The organism is Enterobacter sp. 241F3, assembly GCF_034106785.1.
GTDB lineage: Bacteria > Pseudomonadota > Gammaproteobacteria > Enterobacterales > Enterobacteriaceae > Enterobacter > Enterobacter vonholyi.
On the sequence record NZ_JAWNDD010000001.1, the window covers coordinates 302,516 to 318,315 of the forward strand.

General features: G+C 58.1%; 14 protein-coding genes. 11 read left to right on the forward strand and 3 right to left on the reverse strand.

The window, feature by feature from the left end; genetic code table 11:
• The first annotated feature begins 125 nt into the window (after window positions 1-125).
• The 4 genes from UR504_RS01325 (at window position 126) to UR504_RS01340 (ending at window position 4,994) form a co-directional block, all read left to right on the forward strand.
• Window positions 126-1,778 (forward strand): MFS transporter, encoded by a 1,653-nt coding sequence (locus UR504_RS01325; RefSeq protein WP_320739202.1) that lies wholly within the window; start codon window positions 126-128, stop codon window positions 1,776-1,778.
• Between the two features lie 22 nt (window positions 1,779-1,800).
• Window positions 1,801-2,880, forward strand: a complete 1,080-nt coding sequence (locus tag UR504_RS01330; RefSeq protein WP_239632472.1) for an HlyD family secretion protein — start codon at window positions 1,801-1,803, stop codon at window positions 2,878-2,880.
• Window positions 2,880-4,259 carry an efflux transporter outer membrane subunit gene (locus UR504_RS01335; protein ID WP_320739204.1) on the forward strand — a complete coding sequence of 460 codons (1,380 nt, stop codon included), beginning with the start codon at window positions 2,880-2,882 and terminating at the stop codon, window positions 4,257-4,259. Before UR504_RS01330 ends, UR504_RS01335 begins: the two co-directional genes overlap by 1 nt.
• A gap of 75 nt (window positions 4,260-4,334) precedes the next feature.
• Window positions 4,335-4,994, forward strand: a complete 660-nt coding sequence (locus UR504_RS01340) for an O-methyltransferase (RefSeq protein ID WP_271367830.1) — start codon at window positions 4,335-4,337, stop codon at window positions 4,992-4,994.
• Between the two features lie 69 nt (window positions 4,995-5,063).
• Here UR504_RS01340 and hrpA read toward each other — a convergent pair whose 3' ends face one another.
• Complete coding sequence (gene hrpA / locus UR504_RS01345) at window positions 5,064-8,966, reverse strand: ATP-dependent RNA helicase HrpA (RefSeq protein WP_320739205.1); 3,903 nt, start codon at window positions 8,964-8,966, stop codon at window positions 5,064-5,066.
• Between the two features lie 205 nt (window positions 8,967-9,171).
• Here hrpA and azoR point away from each other — a divergent pair, with 205 nt between their 5' ends.
• Together azoR and UR504_RS01355 are read left to right on the forward strand one after the other, a co-directional pair.
• Window positions 9,172-9,777: an FMN-dependent NADH-azoreductase gene (gene azoR, locus UR504_RS01350; protein WP_008502313.1), complete on the forward strand. Its 606-nt coding sequence runs from the start codon at window positions 9,172-9,174 to the stop codon at window positions 9,775-9,777.
• A 90-nt stretch (window positions 9,778-9,867) separates the two neighbouring features.
• Window positions 9,868-10,554 (forward strand): RluA family pseudouridine synthase, encoded by a 687-nt coding sequence (locus UR504_RS01355; RefSeq protein WP_271367828.1) that lies wholly within the window; start codon window positions 9,868-9,870, stop codon window positions 10,552-10,554.
• A gap of 7 nt (window positions 10,555-10,561) precedes the next feature.
• Here the strand turns inward: UR504_RS01355 and UR504_RS01360 are convergent, their stop codons facing one another.
• The gene (locus UR504_RS01360) at window positions 10,562-11,101 is read right to left on the reverse strand and encodes a DUF2058 domain-containing protein (RefSeq protein WP_115875000.1); all 540 of its coding nucleotides are present in this window, start codon (window positions 11,099-11,101) and stop codon (window positions 10,562-10,564) included.
• Between the two features lie 141 nt (window positions 11,102-11,242).
• On the opposite strand from UR504_RS01360, the gene UR504_RS01365 reads away from it, so the two are divergent.
• From UR504_RS01365 to UR504_RS01375, 3 genes are all read left to right on the forward strand, one after another.
• Entirely contained in the window at window positions 11,243-11,719 is a 477-nt protein-coding gene (locus UR504_RS01365; RefSeq protein WP_127730749.1) for a GNAT family N-acetyltransferase, read from the forward strand.
• Between the two features lie 123 nt (window positions 11,720-11,842).
• Complete coding sequence (locus tag UR504_RS01370) at window positions 11,843-12,817, forward strand: DUF1852 domain-containing protein (protein ID WP_320739207.1); 975 nt, start codon at window positions 11,843-11,845, stop codon at window positions 12,815-12,817.
• A 23-nt stretch (window positions 12,818-12,840) separates the two neighbouring features.
• Entirely contained in the window at window positions 12,841-13,869 is a 1,029-nt protein-coding gene (locus UR504_RS01375; protein ID WP_111964677.1) for a methionine synthase, read from the forward strand.
• A 4-nt stretch (window positions 13,870-13,873) separates the two neighbouring features.
• On the opposite strand, the gene UR504_RS01380 is transcribed toward UR504_RS01375, so the two are convergent.
• Window positions 13,874-14,806, reverse strand: coding sequence for a LysR family transcriptional regulator (locus UR504_RS01380; protein ID WP_274243076.1), 933 nt, complete (start codon window positions 14,804-14,806; stop codon window positions 13,874-13,876).
• 95 nt (window positions 14,807-14,901) lie between these two features.
• Here UR504_RS01380 and UR504_RS01385 point away from each other — a divergent pair, with 95 nt between their 5' ends.
• Complete coding sequence (locus UR504_RS01385) at window positions 14,902-15,336, forward strand: DMT family transporter (RefSeq protein WP_143345074.1); 435 nt, start codon at window positions 14,902-14,904, stop codon at window positions 15,334-15,336.
• A gap of 3 nt (window positions 15,337-15,339) precedes the next feature.
• Window positions 15,340-15,798 carry a DMT family transporter gene (locus UR504_RS01390; RefSeq protein WP_115874995.1) on the forward strand — a complete coding sequence of 153 codons (459 nt, stop codon included), beginning with the start codon at window positions 15,340-15,342 and terminating at the stop codon, window positions 15,796-15,798.
• The last annotated feature ends 2 nt before the right edge of the window (window positions 15,799-15,800 follow it).

Sequence of the window (15,800 nt, forward strand, 5' to 3'; positions counted from 1 at the left end):
TCCTTAAATTTCCCTTCACCATTTGATTAACATGCGTAAATCATATTCACTTGAATTATCATTTGCGGCAGACGTAGAATCGCTAGCCCGCTAATTATTCAATCATTTCTAAGGTAAACGACGTTATGCGCCTGCCCGAACGCGACCCTTATGCTCCTCGCGAGTGGCAGCCACATGAGAAACCCGCCCTGCTGGGTTCGCCCTCCACGCCCGAACACAGTACGCCAAAACGCATTGCCTACGGCGTAGTGGGCCTGCTGGTCTGCCTGACGGGGGCGCTGGGGAATGCGGTGGTGACCGCCAACCTGCAAAATTTGCAGGGGACATTCGGCGCCTGGTCGACTGAAATCGCGTGGCTGCCCGCGGTCTATGTGATGACCAACATCTCCATTAACCTGCTGCTGGTCAAATTCCGCCAGCAGTACGGTCTGCGGGCCTTTACGGAAGGGTTTCTGGTGCTGTACGTGCTGGTCACCTTTTTCCACCTGTTCGTTAACGATCTCAGCTCGGCGCTGATGGTTCGCGCCGCGCACGGCATGGTGGCCGCCGCGCTCAGCTCGCTGGGGATTTATTACCAGATCCAGGCCTGGCCTGCGAAGCACCGCCTGAAGGCGCTGACCATTGGCATCACCGGGTCGTCGCTCGCCATCCCGCTGGCGCGCCTGTTTTCAACCGAGCTGCTGCAGCTGGACGAGTGGCGCGGGCTCTATTTCTTCGAGCTGGGGCTGGCGCTGATCTCCCTGGCCTGCGTGATAGCCTTAAAACTGCCGCCGGGCGACCGGCGCAAGGTATTCGAGAAAAAAGACTTTATCACCTTCTTTTTAATGGCCCCCGGGATGGCCCTGCTCTGCGCCGTACTCTCGTTAGGCCGCCTTGACTGGTGGTTCGAAGCGCCGTGGATTGGCTGGTCGCTGGCGCTATCGCTGGTGCTGATTGTGGTGGCCATCGTCTTTGAACATAACCGCACTAACCCGCTGCTGAACACCCGCTGGCTGTCGAGCGGCAGCATCGTCCGCCTGGGGCTGATTATGCTGCTGATCCGTATCGTGCTGGCCGAGCAGAACACCGGCGTCATCGGCTGGCTACAGTACGTGGGCTTGCAGAACGAGCAGATGACGCACCTGGCGTGGTCTATTTTCGCCGGGATCGTCTGCGGGATCGTCACCAGCTGTCTCACCATCAAGCCGACGAAACTGGCGTGGCCAATCATTACCTCCCTGGCGCTGATGATTGTTGCCTCGCTGCTGGACAGCCAGTCCAACAACCTGACCCGCCCGGATCAGCTGATGGTAAGCCAGTTCCTGCTGGGATTCGGCAGCGCCTTCTTCCTGGCGCCCGCCATGCTGGCCGCCATTGGCGGCGTGATCGCCGACCCGCGTAACCTGGTCAGCTTCTCGGTGATGTTTGGCATGAGCCAGAACCTCGGCGGCCTGCTGGGCTCCGCGATCCTCGGCACCTTCCAGACCTGGCGCGAGAAGTACCACTCCAGCCTGCTGGCGGACCAGCTCACCACGCTCAACCCGCTGGTCAACGAGCGAATTCAGCTTTATACCCAGATGTACAAAAGCCTGATTGGCGACAGCGCGCTGCTGGGCACCCAGGCAATAACGCAGCTGCAAACGGTCACCGCGCTGGAGGCGAATATTCTGGCTTACAACGATACTTATCTGCTGACGGCGAGCATCGCTGCCGCCACGCTGGTCTGGATTTTATGGCGCTTGCTGCGCCTGCGCATCACTGCCCGTCTGGCGCTGAAGAACGCCACCGGCAACAAATAATTGATAGAGTTCTGGAGAGTTTATGAGTCAGCAGGATGCCGCCAAAGAGCAGGCCAACACCCGCAAAAATGTGCGCATTGTTTCCGTTTTTACCGCCGCCGCCATCGGTATTGTTGGCGTGCTGGTGATCCTTTACGCGTGGCAGCTGCCGCCGTTCACCCGTCATGCGCAGTTTACCGATAATGCCTACGTGCGCGGTCAGACGACGTTTATAAGCCCGCAGGTAAACGGCTATATCACCGAGGTGAAGGTTCAGGACTTTGAGCAGGTCAAAAAAGGCGACCTGCTGCTGCAGATTGATGACCGTATCTACCGTCAGCGCGTGCACCAGGCCGAGGCGCAGCTGGCGATGAAAATTGCCGCCCTGAATAACAACCTGCAGCAGCGTAAAAGCGCCGAAGCCGTCATCGCCAAAAATGACGCCGCGCTGAAAAATGCCCGCGCCCAGAGCCTGAAAAGCCAGGCGGATTTAAAGCGGGTGAAAGAGCTGACGTCCGACGGCTCGCTTTCCATTCGCGAGCGCGACGCGGCGCTGGCCAGTGCCGCCCAGGGCAGTGCCGACATCGACCAGGCGAAAGCCGCCCTTGAGATGTCGCGTCAGGATCTGCAGACGGTGATTGTGAACCGCGGCGCGCTGGAGGCGGATGTCGAAAACGCGAAAGCGGCGCTTGAGCTGGCGCAGATTGACCTGCAAAACACCCGCATCATCGCCCCGCGCGACGGCCAGCTCGGCCAGATCGCCGTGCGTCTCGGGGCGTACGTGACCGCCGGAACCCATCTCACCACCCTTGTGCCTCCTCAGCACTGGGTCATTGCGAATATTAAAGAGACTCAGCTCGCAGAGCTGCGCGTCGGCCAGCCGGTGAAGTTCACCGTAGATGCCCTGAACAACAAAGCGTATCAGGGCCGCGTGGAGAGTATTTCCCCGGCGACCGGCGTGGAGTTCAGCGCCATCACGCCGGACAACGCCACCGGCAACTTTGTCAAAATTGCCCAGCGTATTCCGGTGCGTATTGAGGTGCTCGGTAAGCCTGAGGACTCCGCCCTGCTGCGTCCGGGCATGTCGGTACAGGTGACCATTGATACGCGGGAGGCGAAGTAATGATCCTTCGTCCGATTGCCGCGCTGGCGGCGGCGGTCATGCTGGCCGGATGCCAGTCCGTCGACGTAAAACCGGCGCAGCCGACGCTGCAAATTCCTGCGCAGTGGCGCACCGTCTCTGGCCCTGCCAGCCCGGCGGAGCAGCTCTGGTGGCGCAATTTTCATGACAACCACCTCAACCGCTATGTGGATCAGGCGCTTAAGAATAACAGCGACGTGCTGATCGCCCGCGAACGAATTAACGAGTATCAGGCGCGTGTCTATGCAGCTGACGGGAGCCTGTTTCCTTCGCTTGACGCGGGCGTAACCGGGACGCGCGCCCGTTCGCAGTCCGCCGCGACCGGACTGCCGGTCTACGGCACGCTGTACAGAGGTAGCCTGACGGCGAGCTATGACGTGGATATCTGGGGCGTCAACCGCAGCACGGCCAATGCCGCCGAGGCTTCGCTGGCGGCGCAAAAAGCCGCCGCTGCCGCCGCGGATTTGACCGTCGCGTCTTCCGTTGCATCAGGGTATGTCACCCTGCTCTCGCTTGACGAACAGCTGCGCGTGACCGAATCCACCCTGAAATCACGCGAAGAGGCGTTTAACCTCGCGAAACGTCAGTTTGAGACGGGCTACAGCTCGCGCCTGGAGCTAATGCAGTCGGATTCCGAACTGCGCTCAACGCGGGCGCAGGTGCCCGTGCTGCAGCACCAGATTGCGCAGCAGGAGAATGCCCTCAGCCTGCTGCTGGGAAGCAATCCCGGCGAGGTGGCGCGCAGTGAACGCTATGAGACGCTGACGCCGCTGACGCTGCCGTCGCAGCTGCCTTCTGCGCTCCTGAACCGCAGGCCGGATATCGTCCAGGCCGAACGCCAGCTGGTGGCGGCGGATGCCTCGCTCGCGGCGTCGCGCGCCAGCCTGCTGCCGTCGATCAACCTGACCGCCAGCGGATCGGTTCAGGATCGCACTCTTTCCGGCCTGCTGGACAACCCGCTTCAGCTCTGGAGCGTCGGGGGCAGTATTCTCGCCCCGCTGCTGAACCGCCAGGCGCTGAATGCGCAGGTGGATATTTCTCAGTCCCAGCGTAACCAGGTGCTCTACGCCTATGAAAAAACCGTGCGTAACGCGTTTGCCGAAGTGAACAACAGCCTTGATGCGATAAGTCGCTATCAGGAACAGCTGACGGAGCTGCTTGCCCAGCAGGAGGTGGCCCAGGAGACGCTGCGCATTGCGCAGAACCGCAATCGCAACGGCTACTCCTCGTATCTTGACGTGCTGGACGCCCAGCGCACGCTGTACTCGGTTCAGACCAGCGTCGTGCAGGTGAAAAACAACCTGCTGCTGGCGCAGATTGATTTGTATAAAGCGCTGGGCGGCGGCTGGAATAGCGCGTAAACCCGGTTTGGGCGCTGATGCCATCACCCCGGCCCTCTCCCACACGGAGAGGGAGAAAACCCAAGGAGTCAATCTATGCAACAAAAATGGTCTGCCGTAGATAATTACATGATTTCTTCTCTTATCTCTGACGATGACGTACTGAATCTGGTTCTGGAAAACAACAAACGCGCCGGGCTCCCCGAGCACGACGTAGCGGCCAATCAGGGGCAGCTGCTGGCGCTGTTCGTGCGCATGACGCAGGCAAGACGTATTCTTGAGATTGGGACGCTGGGTGCCTACAGCTCAATCTGGATGGCGCGCGCGCTGCCGCCGGACGGTAAGCTGATTACGCTTGAGGCCGATCCGACGCATGCCGGGGTTGCCCGCCAGAATATTCACCTCGCGGGGCTAGACGAACGCATTGAATTAATTGAAGGCCCGGCCCTGAGCTCGCTGGAGAATTTCGGCGAGGTTCCGCCGTTCGACCTGATCTTTATTGATGCCGATAAGCCAAACAATCCCGGCTATCTGGAGTGGGCGCTGCACTACTCCCGCCCCGGCACGGTAATTATCGGCGATAATGTGGTGCGTGACGGCGAGGTAATCAACGGGGAAAGCGACGACGCGCGCGTGCTGGGGGTGCGGCGTTTTATTGAGATGATAGGGGATAATCCGCGTTTAACCGCCACCGCGCTGCAAACGGTGGGGGTTAAGGGATGGGATGGGTTTACGCTGGCGATTGTGAACGGGTGAAAATTGTGCGGGCTGATGCCCTCACCCCGACCCTCTCCCACAGGGAGAGGGAGAAAACCCGGCAAGGGTTTAACCGGAAATCTGCTCCATCGCCTGCAGAATACGCTTATCCGAAATCGGATACGGCGTACCGAGCTGCTGGGCAAAGAAGCTGACGCGCAGCTCCTCGATCATCCAGCGGATCGCCTGCACGTCTTCATCGTCGCGGCGGGCAGGCGGCAGTTTGTTGAGCCACTGCTGCCACGCCTGCTGGACGCTCTCCACTTTCAGCATCTGCGCGCGATCGCGGTGCGGATCGATGGCCATCTTCTCCAGCCGTTTTTCAATCGCCTGCAGATAGCGCAGCGTATCGCCGAGACGATTGAAGCCGTTGCCGGTCACAAAGCCACGGTACACCAGTCCCGCCATCTGCGCTTTAACATCCGACAGCCCCAGCGCCATGGTCATATCCACGCGCCCCTTCAGGCGCTTGTTGATATTGAACACGGTGGTGAGGATCTGCTCGACCTGTTTGGCAATCTCCACCACGGTGTCGTTCAGCTCCGCACGCACCTTTTCATGCAGCTGGGCAAAGCCCTCTTCCGTCCAGACCGGGCCGCCCGCCTCGTGGATCAGTTTGTCCACGCCGCAGGAGATGCAGTCGTCAATCAGATCCAGCACCTTGCCGTACGGGTTAAAGTAGAGCCCCAGCTTGGCCTTGTTCGGCAGCTTCTCGTGCAGATACTTGATCGGCGACGGGATGTTGAGCAGCAGCAGGCGACGCAGCCCGCGCCACATCATCTGCTGCTGTTCCTGCGGGTTATCAAACAGTTTGATCGCCACGCTGTCGCGCTCGTCCACCAGCGCAGGCCAGGCTTTCACCTTATAATTGCCGCGCTTCTGCTCGTAGCTTTCCGGAAGCTGGCCAAAGCTCCAGATATGCAGCCCGCTCTGCTCGATGCCGTCGTCGGCCACCGCAGAGAGCGTCTCCTGGACTTTGCCTTTCAGCGCCTCTTTCAGCTCGCTCAGCGAACGCCCTTCCAGCAGCTTTTTGTTTTTATCGTCCACCACGCGGAAGGTGATTTTCAGGTGATCGGGCACCTGATCCCAGTTCCAGTCGTCGCGGTCGATGGTCGTCCCAGTCATGCGGCGGAATTCACGCTCCAGCGCGTCCAGCAGCGGCAGCTCCAGCGGCGTGACGCGGCCCAAAAACGCTTCCGCGTAGTTTGGCGCAGGCACAAAGTTGCGGCGCACCGGTTTCGGCAGGGATTTGATCAGCGCAATCACCAGCTCGCGGCGCAGGCCGGGGATTTGCCACTCGAACCCGCTCTCGTCCACCTGGTTTAACAGCGGCAGCGGAATGTGGACGGTCACGCCGTCCGCGTCTGCCCCTGGCTCAAACTGATAGGTCAGACGCAGCTTGAGGTTGCCCTGATGCCAGAAGTTCGGGTAGTCGAGCTTGCTGACCGACTCCGCTCCCTCTTTAATCAGCATGCTCTTTTCAAAGTTGAGCAGGTCCGGCGTCTCTTTGCTGGCCTTCTTCCACCAGCTGTCGAAGTGGCGGGCAGAGATAACATCGTGGCTGATGCGCTGGTCGTAAAACTCGAACAGCGCTTCATCATCCACCAGGATGTCGCGGCGGCGCGATTTATGCTCCAGCTCTTCCACTTCGGCGCGCAGCTTCAGGTTTTCACGGAAGAAGGCGTGCCGCGTCTGCCAGTCACCCTCCACCAGCGCGTGGCGGATAAACAGCTCGCGGCACAGGGCCGGATCGATCTGGCTGTAGTTGACCTTACGCGCGGCGACCACCGGCAGGCCGTAAACGGTCACTTTCTCGGTCGCCATCACCGCGCCCTGCGCGCGCTCCCAGTGCGGTTCACTGTACGAGCGCTTAAGCAGATGCTGCGCCACCGGCTCCACCCATTCCGGATCGATACGGGCCGCAATGCGTCCCCACAGGCGGCTGGTTTCCACCAGCTCCGCGACCATGGTCCACTTCGGCGGCTTCTTGAAAAGGCCGGAACCCGGGAAGATGGCGAAACGGGCGTTGCGCGCGCCGGTATACTCCTGCTTCTCGGCGTCCTTCATTCCAATGTGGGACAGCAGGCCGGTCAGCAGCGCGATATGGATTTCGCGGTACTCCGCCGGTTCGCTGTTCACCGGAATGCCCAGCTCTTTCACCACCTGGCGCAGCTGGGTGTAGATATCCTGCCACTCGCGCACGCGCAGGTAGTTGAGGAAATCCACGCGGCACTGGCGGCGGAACTGGTTCGAGGAGAGCGCTTTCTGCTGCTCGCCGAGGTAGTTCCACAGGTTCACGAAGGCGAGGAAATCGGACTCTTTGTCGTGGAAGCGGCGGTGCTTTTCGTCCGACGCCTGCTGTTTGTCCATCGGACGCTCGCGCGGGTCCTGAATGGAGAGAGCAGAGGTGATGATCATCGCCTCGCGCACGCAGCCGTGCTTTTGCGCTTCCAGAACCATGCGCGCCAGACGCGGGTCGACCGGGAGCTGGCTGAGCTGGCGGCCCAGCGGCGTCAGCTTATAAACCGTCGCCTGCTCGTCGGTGGTAATCGCCCCGAGCTCTTCCAGCAGACGCACGCCGTCCTGAATGTTGCGTTTGTCCGGCGCTTCGACGAACGGAAACGCCGCGATGTCGCCCAGCCCCAGGGCGGTCATCTGCAGGATAACGGACGCCAGGTTGGTGCGCAGAATTTCCGGGTCGGTGAATTCCGGGCGCGACAGGAAATCGTCTTCGGAATAGAGACGAATACAGATCCCTTCCGACACGCGGCCGCAGCGGCCCTTACGCTGGTTAGCGGATGCCTGGGAGACCGGCTCAATCGGCAGCCGCTGGACCTTCGTGCGGTAGCTGTAGCGGCTGATGCGGGCCGTGCCCGGGTCGATAACGTATTTAATCCCCGGCACGGTCAGCGAGGTTTCCGCCACGTTGGTCGCCAGAACGATACGTCGCCCGCCGTGCGGCTGGAAGACGCGGTTCTGCTCGCTGTTGGACAGACGGGCGTACAGCGGCAGGATCTCGGTATGGCGCAGGTCGCGCTTGCTGAGCGCATCGGCGGTGTCGCGGATTTCGCGCTCGCCGCTCATGAAGATCAGAATGTCGCCCGCGCTTTCGTTACCCAGCTCGTCAACGGCATCAAAAATGGCCTGCAGCTGGTCGCGCTCGGTATCATCCGCCTCTTCCACAATCGGGCGATAGCGCACTTCCACGGGGTACGTGCGTCCTGACACCTCGACGATCGGCGCATTGTTGAAGTGCTTCGAGAAGCGCTCCGGATCGATGGTCGCGGAGGTGATGATGATTTTCAGATCCGGGCGGCGCGGCAGCAGCTCTTTCAGGTAGCCGAGCAGGAAATCGATGTTCAGGCTGCGCTCGTGCGCTTCGTCAATGATGATGGTGTCGTACTGCATCAGCAGGCGATCCTGCTGGATTTCCGCCAGCAGAATACCGTCGGTCATCAGCTTGACCATGGTGTTATCGCTAACGTGGTCGCTGAAACGGACCTTGTAGCCGATGCAGCCGCCCGGCTCCGTCTGCAGCTCTTCGGCAATACGGTTGGCAACGGTGCGCGCCGCCAGACGACGCGGCTGGGTGTGGCCAATCAGGCCTTTGATCCCGCGGCCCAGCTCCATACAGATTTTCGGCAGCTGGGTGGTTTTCCCCGAACCGGTTTCACCCGCGACAATCACCACCTGGTGGTCGCGGACGGCCTCAAGGATGTCCTGTTTTTTCTGGCTGACGGGCAGGTTTTCCGGGTAGGTAATCGCCGGGCGCGCGGCTTCGCGCAGCAAGACTTTCCCTGCCGCCTGTTCAATCTCTTTCGCCATCTCCTGGTAAATGGCCTGCTGAGCATCAGGATTTTTAACCTTCTTAACGCCGTGCAGACGGCGGGCGAAACGCTGTTTGTCGCGCAGCATCAGAGAATCGAGCAGTTGCAGGAGCATCGGGAAGGTGAATTTTTGTTGTTCTGTCATAGTGTTAAAGGGCAGTACACGCCCTGATAAATTCTCTTTTTAATGATTGCTATAGAGTACCACACTGACGCCTTTCGCGCCTTATTCAAAAAATTCGAACATAGGCTTCGATATATTGCGCTATCTCTATGGCAGGATTGTGAATAGAGTGTCAACAAGCAACGGGGCAACCCCCTTCAATCAAATGCAAAAACAGGAATCACCCATGAGCAAAGTATTAGTTTTGAAATCCAGTATTCTGGCAGGGTACTCTCAGTCTGGTCAGCTGTCTGATTACTTCGTTGAACAGTGGCGTGAACAGCATTCTGCTGACGAAATCACCGTGCGTGACCTGGCTGCAAACCCAATTCCTGTGCTGGATGGCGAGCTGGTTGGCGCGCTGCGCCCAAGCGATGCGCCGCTGAGCCCACGTCAGCAGGAAGCCCTGGCGCTCTCTGACGAGCTGATTGCCGAGCTGCAGGCGCACGACGTTATCGTCATCAACGCCCCAATGTACAACTTCAACATCCCTACCCAGCTGAAGAACTACTTCGACCTGGTAGCACGCGCTGGCGTAACCTTCCGTTACACTGAGAATGGCCCTGAAGGTCTGGTGAAAGGCAAACGTGCGATCGTACTGACCAGCCGTGGCGGCATTCATAAAGACACCCCAACCGACCTGGTTGCGCCGTACCTGAGCCTGTTCCTGGGCTTCATCGGCATCACTGACGTGAACTTCGTGTTCGCAGAAGGCATCGCCTACGGTCCTGAAGTGGCGACCAAAGCGCAGACCGACGCGAAAGCCGCTATCGACAGCCTGGTTGCAGCGTAAGACTTCACCCTCTCACCGCCCGGTGGGAGGGTTTTTCTTTTCTCCCGCATTTCGTTATCATCCGCTCCCACTCTCCAGCCGGGCGGCCTGATGTCTGCGATCATTGATTCTTTTATTGCCCCACCGTGTCACGATGACATTCAGATCCTCTGGCAGGATGAACATCTGCTGCTGATCGATAAGCCTTCCGGCCTGCTCAGCCTCTCGGGCAAAAACCCGCAAAACCTTGATTCCGTTCACTATCGTCTGGTCCAGACCTTCCCCGGCTGCACGCTGGTACACCGCCTGGACTTCGGCACGTCCGGGCTGATGGTGGTTGCGCGCAATAAGGCCATCAACGCGGCACTGTGCCAGCAGTTCAGCCAGCGTAGCGTGGAGAAAGTCTACAGCGCCCTGCTTTGCGGACATGTGGAAAATGACGAAGGTGTAATCGATGCGCCGATTGCCAAAGACCCGGCGCTGTTCCCGCTGATGTCGATCTGCGCCATCACCGGGAAACCCGCCCGCTCCCGCTACCGGGTGATGGAACGGTTTTATCAGGAGACGGGACTGCCGTTAACGCGGGTTGAACTTACTCCGGAGACCGGGCGAACCCATCAGCTGCGTATTCACTGCCAGCGGCTGGGGCACCCGATTCTGGGCTGCGATCTGTATGGTGGTCTTGACGTACCGGGCGCTGAAGGAACGCCCCGGCTGATGCTGCATGCCAGCGAGCTGAATTTTATTCATCCCGTGAGCGGAGAGCCGGTTAACGCCCGTCACGCCGCCCCGTTCTGAACGCGTTTTACCACATCAAATCGTCAGGGATTTTGAAGTCCGCGTACGGATCGTCTTCGTCCTGCTCTTCCTGGCTGAGCGCGCTGTTTAACACGATGCTGTCGGCATCGCGCTGGGCAATTTTATCGGCCACCACCGCCGGGATAATTGCGTATTCGCAGTCGCCGCTGGCGTTAATCACCAGACGGGCAATCGCCAGACGACCGTTGATCAGCTGAGCCTGGGTTTGCTTGTCGACGTCGATTTTTTTGATCAGATTACCGTCGGTGAAATTAAAGGTGATGTTGCCTTTCGCCACGGTGATGCGATTCATCTCAATCAGCTGCTTCACCTGCGCCTTAAACTCTTTCGCCATCACGGCCTGCTTCTGCTGCTCGCTCAGCAGCTTGTCACGCTCGATCTGCGCCTTCTTGTTCTCTTCTACCGCTTCCCGAGCCTCACGCGCCTGAACGCGTGATTTCTTTGCCGTGCGCTGCACTTTCGCCGCTTTCTTGCTGCTGACCAGGCCCGCTTTCAGCATCTGCTCTTGTAAGGTGAGTTTTGTCATGATTGTTTCTAAACCGGTTGGAAATTTTGGGGATTATAGCGTCATTAAGGGCGTGCCGAAACATAAGTAAAACATAGGACGGTTCACCTTAACCGTCTGATAATTTGACGCCTGCAAAATAAAACACAATGGAACACTCCAATGATAACGATTCAAAAAGCCGACCTGCACTCTTCTGAATCCCTGAGTCTGATTGAAAAATTATCATCAGAACTGGCGAACATTACCGGGGATGGCGGTACGCGTCATTTTAACGTCGACTCGATGATGGCCGAACGCGCCCTGTGGTTGGTCGCCAGGAATGAAACAGGTGATGCCGTTGGATGTGCCGCACTACGACCACTTTCCGAACAGGTTGCCGAGCTGAAACGCATGTATTCCGACAGGAGCGAGCCGGGTATTGGTAAGGTTTTACTGGCTTTTCTTGAAGCGTCGGCACAGCGTTTAGGTTATAGCGAAATCTGGCTAGAAACCCGACACGTTAATGCTCGTGCGGTGAAATTCTATGAGCGAAATGGCTACCGCGTAATTGACAACTATGGTCCCTACATCGGCAGGCAAGAAGCCGTCTGCTTAGCAAAAAAACTGGCACTAAACGGGAGTCGTGGGAATTTGTGATCAACATCATGAACTTCCCTCATGTTGCAGTGAAATTAAGTCACTTCCCCTGCGCCGCGGGCTCAGGCATAAATTATGCATTGGTAACTTCTTAGCAACATGAACTTAGGATGCATAACCACAATGAGCAAAGCTTTCACATATACCCTTAAGCGCAGTTGCTTCGATGAGAATTACAACCCGTCTGAAAATACGCGTACGACCACCAACTTTGCCAACCTGGCGCGCGGGGAAAAACGTCAGGAAAACCTGCGCAATACGCTGGTGATGATAAACAACCGCTTCAACGCTCTGGCGCGCTGGGATAACCCAAACGCCGATCGCTATGCGGTTGAGCTTGAAATCATCTCTGTCGATTTGAACATTGGCGCGGAAAAGCCGTTCCCGGCTATTGAGATACTGCAAACCACTATTGTCGACAAGAAAAACAACCTGCGCATCCCTGGCATCGTCGGGAATAACTTCTCGTCTTACGTGCGGGATTATGATTTCAGCGTCCTGCTGCTGGAGCACAACAAGAACCAGCAGCACTTCAGCATCCCGGAAAAGTTTGGCGAACTGCACGGTAATATTTTCCGCCATTTTGTGAGTTCACAGGAATACAAAGAGAACTTCACAAAAGGACCGGTGATTTGCCTGAGCGTCTCCAGCAAAGATACCTATCGCCGCACCGGCAACCAGCACCCCGTGCTGGGCGTTGAGTATCAGCCGGACGGCGAATCGCTAACGGAGCAGTACTTCGCGAAGATGGGCCTGAGCGTCCGCTACTTTATGCCGGAACACAGCGTGGCGCCGTTCGCCTTCTTCTTCACCGGGGATTTGCTGAGTGATTACTCCGATCTCGAACTGATTGCCACCATCAGCACGATGGAGACGTTCCAGAAGATCTATCGCCCGGAGATTTATAACGCCAACTCGGCGGCCGGGCTGTGCTACCGACCGGATCTGAACCAGCAGGATCACTCCTTAACCAAAATTGTGTATGACCGGGAAGAGCGAAGCCGTTTGGCGATTGAACAGGGTCGGTTTACCGAAGAATACTTTATTAAGCCTTACAAACACATTCTTGAGCAGTGGTCTGATAACTACACGCTTTAATACTTTAAAAAAGGTCTTTTATTATGAAAACATTGCTCCCGACTTCTACCGCTGGCAGCCTGCCAAAGCCGACCTGGCTTGCGCAACCTGAAACGCTGTGGTCACCCTGGAAATTACAGGATCAGGAACTGCTGGCGGGCAAGCAGGATGCGCTGCGCCTGTCTCTGGATGAGCAGATCCGTGCGGGAATCGATATCGTCAGCGACGGGGAACAGACCCGCCAGCACTTCGTCACCACCTTTATTGAACACCTGAGCGGCGTTGATTTTGAGAACCGCCAGACGGTGCGCATTCGTAACCGTTATGACGCCAGCGTGCCGACCGTAGTTTCTGCGGTTGCGCGCCAGAAACCGGTCTTCGTCGACGATGCCAGGTACCTGCGCCAGCTTACGGACAAGCCGATCAAATGGGCCCTGCCGGGGCCGATGACCATGATCGACACCCTCTACGACGCGCACTATAAAAGCCGCGAAAAGCTGGCCTGGGAATTCGCCAAAATCCTCAACCAGGAAGCGCGTGAGTTAGAGGCCGCGGGCGTGGATATTATCCAGTTCGACGAACCGGCGTTTAACGTCTTTTTTGACGAGGTCAACGACTGGGGCATCGCCGCGCTGGAACGCGCCATTGAAGGGCTGAAGTGCGAGACCGCGGTACACATTTGCTACGGCTACGGCATCAAGGCCAATACCGACTGGAAAAAGACGCTCGGATCCGAGTGGCGCCAGTACGAAGAGGCCTTCCCTAAGCTGCAGACCTCTAACATCGACATCATCTCCCTGGAGTGCCACAACTCCCGCGTGCCGATGGATCTGCTTGAGCTGATCCGAGGCAAAAAAGTGATGGTTGGCGCGATTGACGTAGCAACCAACACGGTTGAAACGCCGGAGGAAGTGGCCGATACGCTGCGTAAAGCGCTGCAGTTTGTCGATGCGGACAAGCTTTATCCGTCAACCAACTGCGGCATGGCTCCCCTCTCCCGTCAGGTTGCTAACGGCAAGCTGAGAGCACTCAGCGCTGGCGCAGAGATTATCCGCAAAGAGCTTGGCGCGTAATCCCTTACGTTTGCCAGTAAAGCGGCGTACCAAAACGCTCAACGTAATAATCAATTACCGCCCTGACGTTCAGGGGCGGATGTCGGGCATCAGGGTAGATCGCCGCGATCGCCTGCTGTTCCGTATTGATGGCGCACTCCAGCGCGGGCAGGAGCGGAATCAGCTCACCGCGCTGGAGCTGCTCGCTCACCAGCCAGTCCGGGAACAGCACGATCCCCATCCCGCCAAGCGCCGCAGCCAGCAGCGCTTCCGCATTATTCGAGGTCATCAATGGCGTTACGGGATAGTGTCTCCACGCCTCGCCTGCACTGCGCAACAGCCAGCGGTTGGGCCCTGACGATCCGCGATAGACCAGACAGTGATGGTGGTTAAGATCGTCCGGTCCTTCAGGCGCACCGTGTCTACGCACGTAATCTGGCGACGCGGCCAGATGATACACCTGCTGCCCGAACACCCGCGCGTGAAAAGATGAGTCCGTTAGCACGCCAATCCGGAAGATCACGTCGGCGGCATCGCGGTGCGGGTCGATAAAATCATCGGTCAGCGTCAGCTCTACGTTCAGGCGGGGATAGCGTTCCGACAGGCCGGGAAGGCCGGGCGCAATGTGCTTCTGGCCGAAAAACACCGGTCCGTTAATGCGGATCGCACCGGACGGTTCCACCGCACGCGCGTCCAGCTCCCGTCGCGCCTCTTCCAGGTTTTCCGCCATTGACCGGGCGTAGCGGATAAACAGATGACCGCTTTCCGTGGGAATGACGGCCCGCGTATTGCGATAGAAAAGCTGCTGCCCGAGCGCATCCTCAAGCTGGTGGATCACGCGCGATATCTGCGAGGCCGAAATGCCCTGCCGCCGCGCCACGACTGAGAAATTCTGCGCTTCATACACGTCGATGAAGATCAGCAGCGTGCGAATGTTGATATTGCTGGCGTCAACCATTAATGCATTTCTCGCAAAGGTGTTTCCACCATTATGGCATTTTTCTCACTGGACAACCCACGTAATCTTCTTCGCCTGAAAACGGAGGAAGAAGAATGCAGTTGGTTTTGATTTTACTGGTGATTGCTGGCGGGATGGGCCTCTCCGTCGAGGCGGGCCTGCTGGGACCGCTGGGGGGAAAGGTCGGGGATTTATGGGCGACGTTCAGCATTTTTGGCGTCGGCGCCGCGCTGACGTTTCTGCTGATGCTGTTTTTCAGCCCGCGCAACAGCCCGTCGTTTTTCGCACAGCCCGGCTGGCAGCTGCTCGGCGGCGTGCTCGGTCCGGTATACGTGGTCATCCTGACCGTGGCGACACCCACCATCGGCATCGCCATGACCATGATTGGCATTCTGGCCGGCCAGGTCTTTAAAAGCCTGATCATTGACCACTATGGTCTGCTGGGTTCGCCGCACAGGAAGATAAACGCAAAGCGCATTATTGCACTGGGGTTCATTATTGCGGCACTGGTTCTGGTCGCACAGGGGTAACGTATGACACTGATTATGATTCTTCTGGCCGTCTGCGGCGGCGCGACGCTGAGCATTCAGGCCGCCATTAACGGCCAGCTCGGCAGCAGCGTGGGCGTATTCAAAAGCGCGTTTCTGACCTTTTCCGTCGGCGCGCTGGTGACCGCCCTGCTGATTTTCTTCTTTGAGCCTAAGCAGGCCGTCAGCCTGCTGGACGTGCCGAAATGGCAGCTTCTCGGGGCAATGTTTGGCGTGCCTTATATTGTGATTATGGTCGTGGCGGTGCAGCGCATCGGCACCGCCGTCGCCACGGTGGCGGTCATATTCGGCCAGCTCGCCATGAGCATGTTGATTGATAACTTTGGCTGGCTGGGTAATGCCGCTATTCCCTTTTCGCCGAGCCGTCTGGGGGCGGTAGTCTGCCTGGGTATTGCTCTCTGGTTCATCTACTCGAGCAGTAAAATTCACAGCACCCGCGACTAGAC